The organism is Pseudomonas fluorescens (assembly GCF_001708445.1).
Classification (GTDB): domain Bacteria; phylum Pseudomonadota; class Gammaproteobacteria; order Pseudomonadales; family Pseudomonadaceae; genus Aquipseudomonas; species Aquipseudomonas gorinensis.
The window spans coordinates 3,446,186-3,463,510 of the sequence record NZ_CP015637.1; the positions used below are offsets into that span (position 1 = coordinate 3,446,186).

Below are 17,325 nucleotides of genomic sequence, written 5' to 3' on the forward strand. Positions count from 1 at the left end.
GCAGAACGCCATGCCGAAGGCGCTCAGGCCGGCGATAAGGTCAAGCCATAGAGGCTGTGGGAACAGATACATACGAGGCATCGCAACGTCCTTTCTTGTTGTTATGGCGCGACCGGATTAGCCGCCACAGAGACTGTCTTCTTGCACGATGAGTGCTGTTCCCTGGTCCTCTGCTCGGCGGTGACGGGCGTCAGCGCCGCAGTGACCAGGCAGTGGGGCTCATCCGCGACTGTGTGCCCAACCGGTTCCTTGCTCACACGCTTGCTCGGCAACAGGAAGTGAGCCAGGGCCGGCAGCAGAACCAGGGCACCGACCATGTTCCAGACGAACATGAAGGCCAGCAGCACGCCCATGTCAGCCTGGAACTTGATCGGCGAAAACATCCAGGTGGCCACGCCGATCGCCAGGGTCACCCCGGTCAGCATCACCACCTTGCCGGTGGACAGCAGTGCCCGGTAATACGCCTGCGACAGGCTTGTGCCCTGGCGCATATGCCCAAGCAGGATGCTCATCACGTACAGCGCGTAGTCAACGCCGATGCCCACGCCGAGGGCGATCACCGGCAGGGTCGCGACCTTGACGCCGATGTTCAGCCAGACCATCAGCGCCTCACAGAGTACCGAGGTGAGCATCAGCGGAATGACCGCGCAAATCGTGGCGCGCCAGGAGCGGAAGGTGACCAGGCACAGCAGGATCACCGCACCGTAGACCCAGAACAGCATTTCGCGGTTGGCCTGTTTGACGACAATGTTGGTCGCCGCCTCGATCCCGGCATTGCCTGCAGCCAGGAGGAACTGGACCTCGTCGGTATTGTTCGCCGCGGCGAATTGCTCGACGTGATCCACCAGGCGGCTGAGGGTTTGCGCCTTGTGGTCGGAGAGGTAGACGTACAGCGTCAGCAGGCTGCAGTCTTCGTTGTAGAGCCCGCGTGGTGCCCCGGCGGTGACCATGTTGAGCATCGCCTGGTTGTTCTGCAGCTCGTACCACTTCGGGCTGCCTTCGCTGAGGCCGACCAGCATGCGGCGGTTGAGCAGCGCCAGGGAATTGGTCGAATCGACACCCGGCAACGTGCGCAACTGCCAGTCGAGGGCATCGACCTTGTTCAGGATGTCATAGCGCGAACAGGCGCTGGCGGGGGTCTTGATCATGACCGCGAACAGGTCGCTGCTGGCGCCGTAATGCCGGGTCAGAAACGCGTCATCCTGGTTGTAGCGCGAATCGGCCCGCAGCTCGGGCGCGCCGGCATCCAGATCACCGACGTTCAATTGCAGGCTGACGATGAAGCCGAGCGTCGCCAGCGCCAGGCTCAGGGCGATGCACAACGCCGCCCAGCGCCGCTGGGTGAACAGGTCGAGGAAACGCCAGAACCCGTGGCGATGCTGACCGGCCTGTTCAGCGTGCTCGCTTTTCAGGCTCAATCGCGCCGCACGGCGGCTGACCCCAACGTAGGAGAGCAATATGGGTAGCAAGATCAAATTGGTGAAGATCAACACCGCCACGCCGATACTGGCGATCATCGCCAGGTCCTGGATCACCTGGATCTTGATGATCATCAGCACCGCGAAACCGACCGCATCACAAAGCAGCGCGGTGAGCCCGGCAAGGAACAGGCGGCGGAATGTGAAGCGTGCGGCGACCACCCGGTGCATGCCGCGCCCGATGTCCTGCATGATGCCATTCATCTTTTGCGCCCCATGGCTCATGCCAATGGCAAACACCAGGAACGGCACCAGCACCGAATAGGGGTCCAGTTGATAATTCAGTAACGGCAGCAAGCCAAGCTGCCAGACCACCGCCACCAACGAGCAGAACACCACCAGCAAGGTGCTGCGAATGCAGCGGGTGTACCAATAAAGCACGACCGTGGTGATCAGGATCGCCACGGCGAAGAAGATCAGGATCTGCCGCAGGCCGGCAATCAAGTCACCGACTTTCTTGGCAAACCCGGTGATGCGAATGTCGATGCTGTCGCTCTGGTATTGGCTACGCAACGCCTCCAGCTGTTGCGACAGCTGGGTGTAGTCCAACGCACGGCCATCCGGGGTGCGCTGTAACAGCGGCACTTGAATGATGCTCGATGCCTGGTCGAACGCCACCAACTGGCCGAGTTCATTGGACAGCTGCACATTGCGCCGCAACGCCGCAAGGCTCGCGGCGCCGCCATCGTATTTATCCGGAATGACCGGCCCACCCTCCAGGCCCGCTTCGGTCACCGCCACCCAACGTGTGGCCGGTGTCCACAGCGACTTCATGTACGCACGGTCGACACCGGGCAGCAGGTAGATCTTGTCGCTCAACGCCTGCAGGGTCTTGAGGTAGGCGCTGTCGTAGATATCGCCCCGCTTGTTGACCACGGCGATGCGCACCGCATTACCCAGCCCGCTCAGCTCCTTCTGGTGCTCAAGGTAGTTGGCGATATAAGGCTGATGGGTGGGGATCATTTTTTCAAAACTGGCATTGAGCTCGACACGACTGGACTGCCAACCCAGCACCAACGTGGTCGCCAGACACAGCAACAACACCCACAGGCGATGGTTGAACAGGGCTCGTTCGAGCACCGAGCCAGAACGCGGATCGAAGTCTTCGAACGCATTGGCTGGGGACTGGGGGAAATTACCAGGAGACGTCATAACCTCACTCCGAAGCGGCAGTGGCTGGCTGCGCAAGACGCTGCAGCCCGGTGAAACCAGCAACGATCAGGCTGCCATCGGCGGCCTCGATCACACTTGAAACAGGCTTGCCCAAGGGGTTGCCCAGTGGCAGCAGCGCCGCCCCGGTCTGCTCGCTGTTGCGAAACAGCGTGCCGCCCTGGTTGACCAGCAGCAGCTGGCCGTCGGCCAGGCGGATGGAGTCGTTGAAGGAGATGGGTATGGGAACTGACAAGCGCTGGAAACTTGCGCCGGCATCGTGGGAGACAAAGGCATTGCCCTTCAGGCCGGCGACCACCAGTGCGCCATCGGCGCGGCTCTGCAGGGTGAAGAAACTGCCTTCGTAGGGGCTGTCCAACTGACTGAACGACAGCCCGTCGTCGTCCGAGCGCGCCAGGTAACCCTGCTCGCCAGCCAGGAACCAATGTGTGCCCTGCCGACTGATGGCGTACAAGTGCAAGCCGTTCGGGTTGGCGATACGCCCCATGAGCGACTGCCAGGTGGCGCCACCATCGGTGGTCAGCAGCGCCAAACCGTAGGCACCGACGATCAACCCGCGGCGGGCATCGACGAATTCCAGGGCCAGGAAAGGTTTGTCTGGACCATCGGCGACAAGACGCTCGGCATTTTGTATCCGTACCAGTGCGGCATCCGGGTCGCTAGCCGTGGCCTGGTCCGCCTTGGCGGCGTCCAGTTCCAGCTGCGCCACGCGCACGCCGTCGAGCTGCAACGTCCAGTGCTCGCCACCATCCAGCGTCGCCAGCACCACGCCCGCGTGGCCGACCGCCCAGCCCTTTTGTGCATCAACGAAGCGTACCGCCGTCAGGCTGACCGAGACCGGCACCGACGCCTGGCGCCAGGTTTGTCCATTGTCGTCGGAGAGCAGTATCAAGCCACGCTCGCCCACGGCCACCAGGCGTGTACCGGCACGCGCCAGGTCGATCAATACGCTGTTCTGCGCAGCCGGTACCCGCATGGCCGGGGTATTGAGCGGCACGCCCACCGCAGCCTGCCCCGCCAGGCACTGGCTCGTGACGAAGGGCAAATACAGGGCCAGGAGCAAAGCACCCGCCTGACTGATTCTGTTCATAACCTACCTCGGACAAACACTCGTACCCCAAGGACATGCCGACGGGCATGCCCTTCACGCTCGGTTCAGGTTTAACGCACGCCGCGTCCGGCCATCGCCGCAGGCGAGAACTCCGAGGCCTTGTAGCGATCAACCGCGCGATACTGATCCGGCAATCCGGCGTAGACGTTCTGGATAAACCACGCCCCCGAAGTCAGGTCATAAAAACCCGAAGACAGTTGCACCAGGCCAGGCAGGTCGGGCAGTACGGACGGCAGGGACCAGAGGGTCTTGGCCAGTTGACCGCTGGCATCCCAACGGTCACCGAGCAGGGCTTGCCAGGTGTCTTCGTCGAGGTAGTAGCGGCCTTTGGGCAGTTGATGACGCTTGCCGGCGGCCAACGTCGACTCGACGACCCAGACGCGGTGCAACTCCCAACGCACGTAGTCAGGATTCAGATGGTGCTTGGCGAACAGGTCTTGCGGCTGGGCGGCGGCCTGCACCTTGTTGGTGTTGTAGGGAACATACATTTCCTGCTTGCCCACCAGTTTCCAGTCGAACCGGTCCGTGCGCCCGCCCCACACGCTCAGCTCATCGAACGACATGACGCCAGCGGTGGACGGCGTCGGTGTATCGCAGCAGGCGTTGGGCAACGTGCGCACCCGGCGCTGGCCGCTCAGATAGACATGGGCCTGGGATTTGTCGCCGTTGATGTTCTCACGCCCCAGGATCTGTTCGCCGGCACGAATCGCCGGGCCGAGATTGACGAAGCGCACCAGCCAGTAGTCGCCCGAGTAGTTTTCAGGGCCACCTTCCTGGAAGTAGTAAGGCATTTCCTGGGTCAACAAGCCGTCGCTGGTCATCACCTGGTTGCCGTCGGCCGTCATCAGATAGTGGCGGAAATGCCCCGCCACCGAGGTGCCGCGCCAGTTCAGCAGGTGGTTCCAGATGGCTTCGGTACCGTTCTGTGGAATCGGAAACGGGATCCCGCCATAGGCACCGTCGGGGATCAGGCCGGCGCTGCTGTTGACCAGTTTGGCGCGGGTCGCATTCTTGAAGGTGTTGTCATACACCCACTGCGGCGCGGCCGCCGTGCGCCGGGTCGGATAGACATCGATGCGATAGGTGTCCGGGAAGCGCTTGAACAGCTCCTTGGTGCCGTCGCTGAGCTTGTCGGCGTACTTCGCCACGTTTTGCGCGGTGATGCTGTACAAGGGTTTGTCCGCGGCAAACGGATCGCTGCGCTTGCCCCCCGGAACGTAGGCCGGATCGACCTTGGTGTAGCCACCGTCCCAGGCGGGAATGCTGCCATCGGCATTGCCTGCTTTCTCGGCACCAAAGGGCGTCAGGGTCTTGCCCAGTGCGGCGGCTTGTTCGGCGCTGGCGGCCAGCGTCATCGGCGCGGCAACAGCCAGCAGGGTCAAGCACAAGGCCTTTAGAGTGAACTGAATGGTCATGCGCGAATCCTCTTAGAACGTGGTCTTGACGGAGAAGGCCAGGTAATCCCGGTCCTTCAACGACTGCTTGTAAGTGAACTGGCTGGCGGCGTTGAGGCTGGTGTCCTCGGGACCGTAGTAGTGCGTGTAGGTCAGCCCCACGGTCACTTGGTCCAGGTAGGTGGCGGAGACGCCGATGTTCATGTCCCCTCCTCTATCGGGACCAAACCCGCTGATCACCGCCGACTTGCCCATGGGGAAATAGCTGATGCCCAGCGGCACGCTGATATCGATGCCGGGGAAGAACTGGCGATAGGTGGGCGTGTACACCAGCTTCAAGCCCAGGCCATCGTCGGTGGCGTTGGGGTCGAGGGCTGCGCGGTTCCGGGTCACGGCCAGCAGGCGGTTCCAGGCCACTTCCCCTGTCAGGTTGGCTTCATTGGAAACGAAGGAAGGGCCCAGCGATGCCAGGACGTTGAGGTTGACATGGGCCGTCCGGCCAACCGCGTACAAGGCGTTATCGTTGTTGTCCGCCTCAACGCCCGGCAGGACGGTCTGGGCGTTGGACACCAGCGGCATGTTCCAGCGCATCGATGCCTCGCCGGCAAAGCTGTACTCGTCCACGGAGGTCGCGAAACTGGCGCCCAGGACACGGATATCTTCCGGGTAGACCCAGGAATACTCGCCGATTTGCCCAGTACTGAAGTTCGGCCCGGTGGCATTCGGTTTCAAATACAACGTGGGCGTTTTCTCGTGATACTGCAGCGCGTACAGGCCGTAATCCGTCGTCCCGGTGTTGAACTTGAGCTGCAGGCCGCCCTGGCCGGAGTCCCTGGCTTTCTTATCCTTGCCATGGAAAAAAGCCGCCGGGCTATTGGCATTACCGCCAAGGACATCCGGGAACGGCCCGCCCGTGATCAGCCGTTCATTGCCCTCGCCGATGGTATCGCTGGTGGAGAAATAGCTGCCGGCGCCCGGCAAGCGGGTGGCCTCCCACTCCAGTTGGTAGAAGGCGCCCAATGACACACTGTCGGTCAGTTGGTAGGCGGTCGAGAGCTGGTTGACCGGCCGGGTGATTTCCTTGAACTGAGTGTTGGGCACCGATTGCGCCTTGACCACGTCCACCGGCGCCATGGCACCGGCGATGCCGTTACTACCGAAGAACAGGCTCTCGCCCCAGATAAGGCCGTGGCGCCCCGCGCGAACCGATAAGGCACGGTCGGCCAGGGTACCGTTCCAGTAGACAAAGGCATCCAGCAGTTCGCCATCGCCACCATGCAGATGACGCGTGTCACTGGTGAACTCGTCGAAGCCCACCGAACGCTGGTTGGCACTGGCCGCGTCGTGGTTGTCGTTGCGTTCCTGGTAAACGGTGTCGTACCAGGCTGCACCGCTCACCCGCGCGCCGAAGTCGCGATAACCGATGTCCAGTTCGGAAAGGATATCCAGGCGATCGGAAATCAGCCCCTTTTTGAAGTTGTGATCGCCGTCGTTCTGGTTCAGCGCCGTCTGCCCCTCGCTGAGCTTGCTGCTGGGGTCCTTCAGGCGCCAGGCCGCGCTGTACTTGAGCGTATTGTCCCAACGCAAGCTGAGATCGGGATTGCCGGTATCGATCTGAAATGCCTGGGCGGCCGTGGCGCCGAGTCCCAGGCTGGCCGCAAGGGTCAGGGTGAAAGGGACGCGCCGCGACGCAGCGATCTTACGAGTAGCCATCGAAGTAACCCTCTTTATTGTTTTTGTATGTCAGTTCTTCAGGTGAAACAGCGCCCACGGACGAACCGGGCCAAGCCTGCACAGGCATAAAGCATCCGTGGGAGCGCGAATTCGGTCTTGCCGGGCCTTAGATGGGCTCTGCCGTGACTTCGAGCATCCGCCTGACCAGGCCGATCCGGTCGAAGCCGCTGTCGTGGGTCATTTCCTTGTCACCGGCCAGCACCGAGCTTTCGCTGATGAATTTGCAGCGCTCGTATCGGCGCGCCATGAAGCGTTCGAGCTGCTGTTCGACGCTGCCGTCGGCGACCAGCTCTTCGCCGAGCACCACGGCATCTTCAATGGCCATGCCAGCGCCCTGGCCCAGGTGCGGCGTCGTGGCGTGCACCGCGTCGCCAATCAGCACGACACGGCCGCGGTACCAGGGCTCGCTGACGAACACCACCTCCAGCGGCTTGTAGACCACCTGGTCGCTGTCGAGGATCTGCTCGCGCAGTTCACCGATCAGCCCGGTGAAACCGTTCAGGCGCTGGCGCATCTGGGTCGCCAGCGTGGCGGCATCCATCCTCGGGTTGGCGGGTTCATGAGAGGTGACGAACAGGTACATCTGGTCGCGTCCCAGCGGCACCAGCCCGGCATTGCCGGCGGGGCCTTGGAAGGTCGCCAGGTGATCGATTCCAGCCGCGCGTGGGAAGTTGTAGCGCCACACCGACTGGCCGGTGAAACGCGGCCGGTACTGCTCACCGAACAGCAAACCGCGTATTCGCGAGTACAGGCCATCGGCGCCTACCACCAGGTCGTAACAATCGCGACTGCCATCGGTGAGCAGCACATCAACGCCCTCGTCCACCTGCTCCAGGCTTTGCACGCTCAGGCCCAGGCGAATCGAAGCACCCAGGGCAATCGTGGTTTCGCTGAGGACTTGATGCAGGGCCAGGCGCGAGATGCCGACGTTGGCCGGATACTCGGGGCCCGCCAGGCGTTGGCCGGGAATTCGCGCCAGCTGTTCACCGGCCGTGGTATTGATGGTCACATCCTCGAACGCGTAGGCAGCGTCCAGGTAACCGTCCAACACACCCAACTTGGCCATCTCACGCACAACGTTGCTCTGCTGGATGATGCCGACACCGTAGACTGTCCACTGCGTCTTGAGCTCGACCAGGTCGACTTCGATAGCCTGGCGACGCAACGCGATTGCGGCGCACAATCCACCGATACCACCACCGACGATAAGCACCTTTTTCACTGCGTTCATGCTTGTCTCACTCTTATTCTTGTTATTCACGCAAGCGTTCTGCCGGAGCGATCCGAAGCCTCACTACCGGCTGTTTCTGCACGCATTCGCTAGCGCGTTGTGCTCACTTTCTCGGCAAAGCAGGCGTTTGACTAATCGCATGTAGGGATACGATGTATCAGCAACCGCGATACGTTGACTCAGGTGCACACGCCTCCAATTGACCCGCTTCAAGCACCAGCCAATCGGCCTGCGCCTGCCATTTCAAAGCCGTCAGGTGCTCGCCCAGACACGGCCCGTAGACGCACAGGCCACTGTCCGGAAGGAAGCGGGCACCATGGGCGTAACAGACAATCTGGCTGCCATCGACGCTGAGAAAACGGTCCTTGCGGTACTCCAGGCGCACCTCCAGGTGCGGGCAACTGTTGCGATAAACCCGCACCTCGCCGTCATGGCGCAGCGCAAACACGCTGTCCTTTCCCGTGCCCAGGGGATCGAACCCACGGGACTGCCCTTCGAGCAGTTCATCCAGGCGACATAGCGCAATCACGTCGTGACTCATGGACGAAATCCGCACTCAGGCCTGCTTGGGCGGCGGGCCGCTGGGGAACCATTTTTCCCGGGACGTGAACAGGAACAACTGCGAGTTATCCGCCGACAACGGCGCCTGACGCGCTTGCCAGGCGTCATCGTGCTTGTCCATGTCGGCGTCGTATTCGATGTGGCAGCCCAGCGGGCTGTTGAAGTACCAGAACCAGTTGGAGCCGAAGAGGTGACGGCCCGGCCCCCAGAAACTGGTCCAGCCTTGCTGTTCGAAACGGCGCCCGGCCAGCAGCACTTCCGTGCCGCTGCCCATGTGAAAGGTGAAGTGCTCGCAACCCTTCATGTGCGGTGGCGTCTGGATCATGAACAGGCAATGGTGGTCATCGGAACCGGCTGGACGCATGAACGGGCCGGCGCCCACGAAGGTGTCGGTGGTCGTGAAGCCCAGGCGTTTGTAAAAGGCCTCGGCCTTGGCCGCATCCGGCACGAAATACACCACGTGGGAAAGGGTGCGTGGCAGGGCCTGCATGTCGGGGGTGATGCCCGGTTGGTTGACCGGACGCTGGGGAGCATGGCCCGGCGCATTGGTCAGGTCGGCTGGCGCGCTGTAGGGGCGCCGTACACTGATCTGGAAACCCAGGGCAAACCCCATATCGTCCACACTGTGCACCGAACCATCCGCGCCACGGGTCACCAGGCGATCGCGCCCCAACTCATCGGCGATGGCCTCAAGATCAGCGACGCTGGCCACGCCATAAATGGTTTCACGAATCGAGGGCGCTGGCCCGATGGCCGCCGGCAGACGGGCATCGTCAGCACGACGGATAATCACGGCCGTGCCGTCGAGGGCTTCAAAACGGCCGCCCTCGCTGTCGACATCGACAGGTTGCAGGCCATAGTCACGCAGGCAATGGGTACAGGCTTGAATGTCGTCGACGCCAAAAATCAAGGCATCAAGGCCAATGATGTTCATTGTTACCACTCCATTTGAATTATTCAGCACACGGGCCGGACAGCAATGCCTGGCAGTGCGCTGCTGATGCTGGTTGTGGAGTCGATAGAGCGTCACGGCCAACCGACTGTGGGCCGATACTGAAGTGGCAAAAACGTACTGACTAATCGCTTGTCGGGATGCGACCTATCGGCAAACGCAATACCTGGTCGCGCAGCACCCAATGACGGGGAAAAACCCAAAGACACAGGCCGACGCCCCTCGTCAGGGGGCTTGACGGCGCGATAGGAAGGTCGGAAGGTATTTACAAAATAAATACAAGAATCGAGACCGCCATGCGTTTTAACCACTTGGATCTCAACCTCCTGGTGGCGCTGGATGTGTTACTGGAAGAGCAGAACATCACACGCGCCGCCGAACGCCTGCACATGACCCAATCCGCCACCAGCGGCGTACTGGGCAGGCTGCGCCTCTACTTCGAAGACGAACTGCTGGCGCAGGTCGGGCGCAAGATGCAACCCACGCCCTACGCCCGCGAACTGGCGGCGCCCGTGCGCCAGGTACTGCTGACGATCCAGTCCTCGATCACCGCCAAACCGGTGTTCGACCCTGCCACCAGCAAGCGCCATTTTCGCCTGATCACGTCGGACTATCTGATCAGCGTTCTGTTTGCCCGGGTGATCCAGAAGATCTCCCTGGAAGCCCCGCACATTACCTTCGAACTGCTGGGCCCTGGCGATGCCTCCACCGAGCTGCTGATGCGCGGCGAGGCCGACATGATGATCGTGCCCGAGCGCTACCTGATCGAAGGCCACCCATCGCAACTGCTGTTCGAAGAAGAGCATGTTTGCGTGGTGTGGGACGGCAACACCCAAGTGGGCGACAGCATCACCCTCGATCAGTACATCGAGATGGGGCATGTCTCGGTGATTTTCGGCCGCAACCGGCAGTTGAGCGTCGAAGAATGGCTGATGAGCCAGTACGGTTTCACGCGGCGCATGGAAGTGGTGACCCACGACTTCAACACCTTGCCGCAGTTGATCGTCGGCACCCAACGCGTCGCCACCATGCTCCAGCGCATGGCCAGGCTCTATGCCGACTACCTGCCGCTGCGCATCGTGCAACCCCCGGTGAAGATCCCGGTGATGCGTGAGTTCATGCTATGGCACCGGACCATGGAGGGGGATCCGATGCACCGTTGGCTGCGGGCGAAGATCAGTCAAATCATCAACGAGTTGGAGCAGTAGTGGCTGCTTGAAGGGCGAGTAGAAACCCTCGGGTCGACGGCGCGCATACGTTCTATCTGCGTTCGCAATACCTCCCATCCTGACTCGCGATTAGCCAAACAATGGGCCTCCCCTTAGCCTGCTTCGAACCGCCAGGTCCGGCGATCACCGCTCAAGACCTGGCCGTCTGCCTTTGCTTGCACAAGGACAATTACCCTCATGTTTCGCTACTTCCCGACCAACTACGTATGGAACCTCTCCGTCGATCTGGCCATTGAAATGGGCGCCCGCATCGGCGAAATCGAAGAGATGTGTGCGCCACTGCAAGAAGCCGCCAAGCAGCCGGATGCCGCCGGCAGCAAGGCCTTCCGTGAAACCTGGGCGAACATGGCCGACAAGCTGTGCGGCCTGGCTGAAGAAGACGAAGCCAAAGGCCGAATGTTGTCAGCCGGCGAAAAATACAACCGCGCCGCCACCTATTACCTGAGCTGCGAACGCCTGCAGGCCCATGGTGCTCCTGGCCGCACGCAGCTGTACCAACGCTTTCTGCACACCTTCCAACGCGGTATCGAGCTGGCGCGAGAAAACTGCGAGCGCGTTGAGATCCCTTACGAAGGCAAACACCTTTCCGGTCTGCTGGTTCGTGCCGAAGGCGTCAGCGGCCCGGCGCCGATTCTGGTGCAGGTCAATGGACTGGATTCCACCAAAGAAATGAAATACCGCGTCGGCCTGCCCGCCTGGCTGGCCAAACGTGGCGTGTCGTCATTGATCATCGACCAACCCGGCACGGGCGAAGCACTGCGCCTGCATCACCTGACGGCGCGTTTCGACAGCGAGCATTGGGCCAGCCGCGTGGTGGACTGGCTGGAAACCCGCGACGACATCGACGCCAAACGTATTGGCCTGGAAGGCGTGTCGCTCGGCGGCTATTACTGCCCGCGCGCGGTCGCCTTCGAACCGCGCTTCGCTTGCGGCGTAGTGTGGGGTGCCAACCATGACTGGCGTGATGTGCAGAAGCGTCGCATGGAAAAGGAAGGCAGTTTCCCGGTGCCGCATTACTGGTCGCATGTGTCGTGGGTATGGGGCGCCAAGGATACGGACGAATTCATGACCATCGCAGAGAACGTCCATCTGGACGGCATCCTGGATCGCATCAAGGTGCCCTTCCTGGTCACCCACGGTGAAAAGGACTCGCAGATTCCGCTTAAGTGGGCACACCGAACCTATGAGCAACTGGTAAACAGTCCAAAGCGCGAGCTGAAAATTTTCACCGAACGCGAAGGGGGTGTGCAGCATTCAAGTTTTGATAACAGCATCAATGCCGGTCAGTACATTGCCGACTGGGTGGCTGAAGTGCTCGGTGGTCATACCGCATGATGGGGGTCAAACGTACCAGGCCCTCGGCAAGTGTCGGCCTTGCCTGAAACTACAACTGCACGACTCGGCGATGTTATGCACAACGGGCCCGAGTCCTGTATTCAAATGTTCCAAGTGGAGCACTTTTCAAGAAAAAGCCGGCCAATATGCAGGCCGGCGTTTTTGGGCCGTTTTAGAAATTATAGGTCGCTGTCAACCGGGTTGTACGCTCAGCCCGCACCCCGATATAGGCTGGCGTCGCCGTGTATGAGTAAAGCGTGCGGTCAAAGATGTTTTTGACGCCCAACGTCAGTGACCAGTCTTTCTGCCGGTAGAAAATCGACGCGTCAGTCTGAGCCCCGCCCGGAAGGGTGAAGTAATTGTAGCCTGAAGCGTACCCGTTTACCGTGCTGCTATAGGCATTCACGCCTACCCCCGCTCCCAAGCCTCTGAACGTGCCGTCCAATAGTTCATAGGAGGTCCAGACGCTGCCAGAGTGTTTTGGCTGGCCGACCGTTTGAGTGACGTCGGAAAAAGAGGGGTTCCTCGCTTGTGGCCCTGACGGCTCGGCGAAATCACTATAGGTATAGCTGGCATTGATTGCCCAGCCCGGGAAAATTTCACCGGCCAGGTCAAAATCCACGCCCTTGGACTTTCGCCCTTGGTTACCGATCGTTCGGCCAAATCCATCGGAGACTGGTACGCCGGTTTCTTCCATCTGGAAAATGGCGCTGGTCAAGGTCAGAGCGTCGTCGTTGAACTTCACTTTTACCCCGGCCTCCTTTGAATCGCTTTGTCTAGGAGGCAGCGGCGCGCCAGTGGCGTTATCAGCAACGTTGTTGGCCTGGAAACCTTTGTAATGGTTTGCATACACCGTTACATCGGGCGTGATGTCGTAGCTGATGCCGTAGCTCGGAACCCACTTGCTGCTCTTGAAATCCTCCTGAGAGGACGTGCCACGTATATTGGCCGGATAATCGGGCAGGTCGGGTACATAAATAGTCGAGTTGGCACTGTACAGCGTACGTCTCGCGGCAAGCATGACGTGTGTCTTATCGCCAACCTTGACCAAGTCCTGCAACAACAGCCCCTTTTGGGTCTGAAGATAGCTGCCGGAGCGGTAATAGTTGGGGGATGTGTAACTGAATTCAGGTAGATCGAAGTCGTGGCCCAGGTTGAGGTTGCCGCTGGCTGAAGCCCGATTCGCAGTGTCAAACGCCGTTGTTGTGTAGTGTTGGTAGTCAACCCCAGCCAGAAGTTTCTGTTCGAGAATACCGGTGGTCAACGTGTAAATAATATTGTTTTGGGTGTTGAAGGAATCGGTGTTCGATCCCGATTGTAGGCCTCTAGAGCGGATCAAGCCGTTCGGCCCGTAGGCCGGAGCACCACCCGCCCCCCCTGGCTCCCATAGGTGAATCTGATCTTCTTCACGGGTATAGGTCGCCTTGCTTTCAAACGTGAGGTTGTCCGTGAAGTTGTGACTGAATTCGTAATAACCTGTTTTGGTATTACCGGTGATTCGATCATCCTTGCCGGTGATGCGGTAATTGGAAAGCTTTTGTATCTTGCCTTGGTAGAAGTACGTCGCAGCGCCTGGCGTGCCTCGCCGGCCTTGGAATTCTGCGCCAATCGTCAGGCTGGTATCGTCATCCTTCCAGCGTATGACAGGAGCGATATAGTCACGACGGCCGCCGTTGTAATCCGGCTCGCTTTCATTAGCCGTCATATGGATGAGGTTAAGTCGATAGCTGAACTGTTTGTCATCACTCAACGCCCCCCCGAGATCCAGCGCTTGCTGAAATTCACCTTTGCTGGTCACGTCCACGCGAAGTTGATGCAATGGCGTGGTGATCGGCGCTTTGCGGACCAGATTGATCGAGCCCGAAGAACCCGCGCTGCCGGTCATGATGGAGTCCGGACCTTTGATGACTTCGACACGGTCCAACCCCTCGATGGGTGTAGCACCGGCGCCAACATCCGCCACCCCATTGGTGCTGGTGTTCGCAACGCTGAAGCCCCGAATGAAGTAACTATTGACTCCGCGGTTATTTTGCCAGGTTGTTACGCCGCCAGAGCTGCGCAACGCGTCTTCGAGGGAAGAGGCTTGGCGGTCGGTCAACAGTTTGTTACTGATTACCTGAACCGAGCGTGGCGTTTCCTGAATGGAGGTGTTGCCCCGCATTGCGCCAGTGGCATTGCTTGGGTTGTAGACCTCCGCATCCTCGTTTTCGGTGCTGCTGCTCACGGTTATGCGGGGAAGTACGGCATCGTTATTGGTCGCCGCTGGCGCTACGGCGGCTTGCGGAGCACGTTCAATGGTCAGTGTGCCGTTGCCGGTGATACCCAGGCGCAGGTCAGTGCTGCGCAATGCCTGAGCGATGGCTTGCTCGGTGCTCAAGAGTCCGGTAACCGCCGGCACGCGGTAATTTTTAGCCAAGGCCGGGTCGAAGGATATGGTTCTTCCGGTCTGTTGCCCGATTGCCAGAAGTGTCTGGTCCAGCGAGCCCGCAGGAACATTGAACTGCGCTGCGGCCTCTTGCGCGGTTGCCGCCAGGACAACTTGCACAGGTGACATTCCAGAAATCAGCGAAATAGCCAAAGCGAGTTTTGCCAAATTGCAGCTTGATGCCATACGTTTGCGCTCCACTTGTCCCCAGGAAATCAAAATGTTCGGTTACTGGTTCTGTGTGACGAGATGGCAAAAGCGTGAGAGGCGTGACGAAAAAAATGTATTTTCTTGGATCTACTTCCTCCTTGTTGAAGAAGGATATGAGGGCGTCGGGAGGCAGCGTCTTCCGGAAGTGTCGTTGCCGAGTAAATTTCCTACAACGGGTAGTTTATCGCTTTACCCAGGTGCATCTAGGTAACACTCATCAAGCCCGCAGAATGAATAAAAAAATTCCCGCAGCGCTATTCTCTCCGTCGATCAATGATGGAGCGCTACGGTTTTCTCCCGCACCAGTATGGCGCTCAATTACCACAACGTTGCGTATCCACGGTGTTACCTCAACTTGCCGAGCTGTGTTGGCCCAAGATTTGCGTACGTGTGCCCAGCCGCTTGACTAAGTCGCCGGACAGTCTGTGTTGAGCGTATTTATTTGCAGTTGAACGGGTGCATTCATGGCCGCCACTGACTCTCTTATTCGATCCGACTTCCTGACTGTGGTCTTTCGCAGCGACTACCGCTGGCTGACTGCACGCTTGCGGTACAAGCTTGGCTGCCGATACAACGCCGAAGATGTCGCTTCCGAGGCCTTCACCCAGTTGGCTGCAATGCCCACCCTGCAGGAAGTCAAAGAGCCACGGGCGATGCTCACCACCATCGCCAACCGGGTCATGTATGAACTGTCGCGTCGCCGGGACCTGGAACGAGCCTATATGGATGCCCTGGCTCTGGCACCCGAGGCGTGTCATCCTTCGCCGGAAGAGCAGCACTTGCTGATGGAGTCACTGTTGGCGGTCGACAAGGCGCTGGAAGGGCTGTCGGTCAATGCCCGGAGCGCGTTCCTGTACAGCCAGCTCGACGGTTTGACCTACGCGCAAATTGGTGAACTGCTCGGAGTCTCGGCGGCTCGAGTTCGCCAATATATGGTCAAGGCACTGCGGTGCTGTTATGAGGCGGCTCGCCATGAGCAAGGTATCTAAGAACAATACTGACGACGCAGCCGAGCAGGCGATCGAGTGGATGGTGTTACTGCGTTCCGGTGAAGCCACGCTCGACGATGAGCACGAATTCGCCGCCTGGCGAGCCCGCAGTGCGGAACACGATCAGGCCTGTGCCTACATAGAAGCGACGCTGGGCCGGATTCCACTCAGGCTGGCACCTACCCAGCATCAGGCGGTGCGCTCTACATTACTGGCACCATCGCGTCGTCGTGAGTTCCTGCGCAACGCCCTGTGCGTGGCAGCAGTAGGCGTAATGGGTGGCGCGCTGGTCGATAGAACCTATCCGGTCGGCAACCTCCTCGCCGATCTTTCGACCCGCACCTCAGAGCGTCGGACCTTGACCTTGGGTGACGGCAGTTCGCTTACGCTGAATGCGCGCAGTGCGGTCAACATCGATATCGATGAGGTTCGCGGCAAGCGCAAGATCAAATTGATTGAAGGGGAAATGCTGCTGCAGGCAGCGGCTTCCAGGCTACCCCTTAGTATTCAGTTGACGGGCGGCCGGGTGGAACTGGGCGATGGTCGCCTGTCCATCCGGCATCTGAATGATGGCTTCAGGGTGGCGGCCCTCACCGGGCCTGTGCAGGTATGGGATGCGGCCGGCAATTCGCGCATGCTTGCCGTAGGGCAAGGCGCTTCGGTAGGGACGAATGGCTTCAATATCTTCCCTATCTCCGCTGTAGCCGAATGTAGCTGGACGCGGGGGCTGCTGGTGGTCGATGACCAGCCGCTGGCGACCGTGATCGAAGCCCTGCGCAACTATCGTACCGGCGTGGTGCGGTTGGATCCTCATGCCGCCGCCATGCGGGTGAGTGGCATATTCCCGTTGGACGACAGCGACACTGCCATCGAATCAATAGCGCAAACCCTGCCGATTATCGTACAGCGCACCACGGGTTTCTGGGTCAGCATCAGCGCTGCCTGACGTCTGCGCTTGCCTGCTCGTGTGCTCTCGCCCTTGGCTTGACCGGCCAGAACCCGCGCCACTCCTGCCTTCACTGCAGCCCTGCAAAAAAAATCAAAAATAATCGCATTCGCCCCTCACGCTTTTACTTCCTCGTTGCACATAGGTAGTAAGAATAACTGTTAGGCGATAACCAACGTGCTGCACTCCCTCCTTCCCAAGCGTATTTTTCGGCCTGCCCAGGCCGTGAGCCTGTCAGTGCTGATGGCGGGAGGTTGTGGGAGCAGCATGGCTTGCAGCTTGGCCGATCAGCGCGATTACTCGATAGCTGGCGGCACGTTGAGCAACGCGCTGCTTGAAGTTGGGCGTCTCAACGGGTGCTCGATCGTGTTTGATCCGGGTTTGATCAGCCAGATGCACAGTGATGGCGTTCGCGGCCATTTTAGTGGCTACGACGTTGCGCGGATGCTCCTGCATAGCTCGGGGTTCGAATTGGTGCTCACTGCCAACGGAACCCTGACCCTGCAGCCAGCGGATATCCAGGTCAAGCGTACGAGTGCGGGGAGAGGCGTGTGACCAAT

General features: G+C 60.0%; 13 protein-coding genes. 5 read left to right on the top strand and 8 right to left on the bottom strand.

From position 1 onward, the window contains the following. Positions 1–101: 101 nt before the first annotated feature. The 7 genes from A7317_RS15215 to A7317_RS15245 all read right to left on the bottom strand — a co-directional run bounded on the left by A7317_RS15215 (position 102) and on the right by A7317_RS15245 (position 9,613). Positions 102–2,630, bottom strand: a complete 2,529-nt coding sequence (locus A7317_RS15215) for an efflux RND transporter permease subunit (RefSeq protein ID WP_069076209.1) — start codon at positions 2,628–2,630, stop codon at positions 102–104. Positions 2,631–2,634: 4 nt separating this feature from the next. Beyond that, positions 2,635–3,738 (bottom strand): WD40/YVTN/BNR-like repeat-containing protein, encoded by a 1,104-nt coding sequence (locus tag A7317_RS15220; protein WP_069076210.1) that lies wholly within the window; start codon positions 3,736–3,738, stop codon positions 2,635–2,637. A 71-nt stretch (positions 3,739–3,809) separates the two neighbouring features. Then, positions 3,810–5,174 (bottom strand): DUF1329 domain-containing protein, encoded by a 1,365-nt coding sequence (locus A7317_RS15225; RefSeq protein ID WP_024074549.1) that lies wholly within the window; start codon positions 5,172–5,174, stop codon positions 3,810–3,812. Between the two features lie 12 nt (positions 5,175–5,186). Continuing rightward, on the bottom strand, positions 5,187–6,866 hold the full coding sequence (locus tag A7317_RS15230) for a DUF1302 domain-containing protein (protein ID WP_069076211.1): 1,680 nt from the start codon (positions 6,864–6,866) through the stop codon (positions 5,187–5,189). Positions 6,867–6,993: 127 nt separating this feature from the next. Further along, the gene (locus tag A7317_RS15235) at positions 6,994–8,118 is read right to left on the bottom strand and encodes an FAD-dependent oxidoreductase (protein WP_024074547.1); all 1,125 of its coding nucleotides are present in this window, start codon (positions 8,116–8,118) and stop codon (positions 6,994–6,996) included. A gap of 157 nt (positions 8,119–8,275) precedes the next feature. Further along, positions 8,276–8,659: a Rieske (2Fe-2S) protein gene (locus A7317_RS15240; protein WP_069076212.1), complete on the bottom strand. Its 384-nt coding sequence runs from the start codon at positions 8,657–8,659 to the stop codon at positions 8,276–8,278. Positions 8,660–8,674: 15 nt separating this feature from the next. Next, positions 8,675–9,613 (bottom strand): VOC family protein, encoded by a 939-nt coding sequence (locus A7317_RS15245; protein ID WP_024074545.1) that lies wholly within the window; start codon positions 9,611–9,613, stop codon positions 8,675–8,677. 314 nt (positions 9,614–9,927) lie between these two features. Here A7317_RS15245 and A7317_RS15250 point away from each other — a divergent pair, with 314 nt between their 5' ends. Beyond that, positions 9,928–10,839, top strand: a complete 912-nt coding sequence (locus A7317_RS15250) for a LysR family transcriptional regulator (protein ID WP_024074544.1) — start codon at positions 9,928–9,930, stop codon at positions 10,837–10,839. A gap of 198 nt (positions 10,840–11,037) precedes the next feature. Then, on the top strand, positions 11,038–12,195 hold the full coding sequence (locus A7317_RS15255) for an alpha/beta hydrolase family protein (protein ID WP_024074543.1): 1,158 nt from the start codon (positions 11,038–11,040) through the stop codon (positions 12,193–12,195). A 172-nt stretch (positions 12,196–12,367) separates the two neighbouring features. On the opposite strand, the gene A7317_RS15260 is transcribed toward A7317_RS15255, so the two are convergent. Beyond that, positions 12,368–14,806 carry a TonB-dependent siderophore receptor gene (locus A7317_RS15260; protein WP_069076213.1) on the bottom strand — a complete coding sequence of 813 codons (2,439 nt, stop codon included), beginning with the start codon at positions 14,804–14,806 and terminating at the stop codon, positions 12,368–12,370. Between the two features lie 488 nt (positions 14,807–15,294). Between A7317_RS15260 and A7317_RS15265 the strand changes: the two genes are divergently transcribed. From A7317_RS15265 to A7317_RS15275, 3 genes are all read left to right on the top strand, one after another. Continuing rightward, entirely contained in the window at positions 15,295–15,819 is a 525-nt protein-coding gene (locus A7317_RS15265; protein WP_069076214.1) for a sigma-70 family RNA polymerase sigma factor, read from the top strand. Beyond that, positions 15,803–16,765 (top strand): FecR family protein, encoded by a 963-nt coding sequence (locus A7317_RS15270; RefSeq protein WP_069076215.1) that lies wholly within the window; start codon positions 15,803–15,805, stop codon positions 16,763–16,765. Before A7317_RS15265 ends, A7317_RS15270 begins: the two co-directional genes overlap by 17 nt. Positions 16,766–17,032: 267 nt before the next feature. After that, a complete protein-coding gene (locus tag A7317_RS15275) occupies positions 17,033–17,320 on the top strand; it encodes an STN domain-containing protein (protein WP_069077412.1) in 288 nt (95 codons plus the stop codon). The last annotated feature ends 5 nt before the right edge of the window (positions 17,321–17,325 follow it).

Coding starts and splice junctions, on each gene's coding strand:
- A7317_RS15215 (WP_069076209.1), bottom strand. CDS start 2,630: ATGACGTCTCCTGGTAATTTCCCCCAGTCCCCAGCCAATGCGTTCGAA.
- A7317_RS15220 (WP_069076210.1), bottom strand. CDS start 3,738: ATGAACAGAATCAGTCAGGCGGGTGCTTTGCTCCTGGCCCTGTATTTG.
- A7317_RS15225 (WP_024074549.1), bottom strand. CDS start 5,174: ATGACCATTCAGTTCACTCTAAAGGCCTTGTGCTTGACCCTGCTGGCT.
- A7317_RS15230 (WP_069076211.1), bottom strand. CDS start 6,866: ATGGCTACTCGTAAGATCGCTGCGTCGCGGCGCGTCCCTTTCACCCTG.
- A7317_RS15235 (WP_024074547.1), bottom strand. CDS start 8,118: ATGAACGCAGTGAAAAAGGTGCTTATCGTCGGTGGTGGTATCGGTGGA.
- A7317_RS15240 (WP_069076212.1), bottom strand. CDS start 8,659: ATGAGTCACGACGTGATTGCGCTATGTCGCCTGGATGAACTGCTCGAA.
- A7317_RS15245 (WP_024074545.1), bottom strand. CDS start 9,613: ATGAACATCATTGGCCTTGATGCCTTGATTTTTGGCGTCGACGACATT.
- A7317_RS15250 (WP_024074544.1), top strand. CDS start 9,928: ATGCGTTTTAACCACTTGGATCTCAACCTCCTGGTGGCGCTGGATGTG.
- A7317_RS15255 (WP_024074543.1), top strand. CDS start 11,038: ATGTTTCGCTACTTCCCGACCAACTACGTATGGAACCTCTCCGTCGAT.
- A7317_RS15260 (WP_069076213.1), bottom strand. CDS start 14,806: ATGGCATCAAGCTGCAATTTGGCAAAACTCGCTTTGGCTATTTCGCTG.
- A7317_RS15265 (WP_069076214.1), top strand. CDS start 15,295: ATGGCCGCCACTGACTCTCTTATTCGATCCGACTTCCTGACTGTGGTC.
- A7317_RS15270 (WP_069076215.1), top strand. CDS start 15,803: ATGAGCAAGGTATCTAAGAACAATACTGACGACGCAGCCGAGCAGGCG.
- A7317_RS15275 (WP_069077412.1), top strand. CDS start 17,033: ATGGCTTGCAGCTTGGCCGATCAGCGCGATTACTCGATAGCTGGCGGC.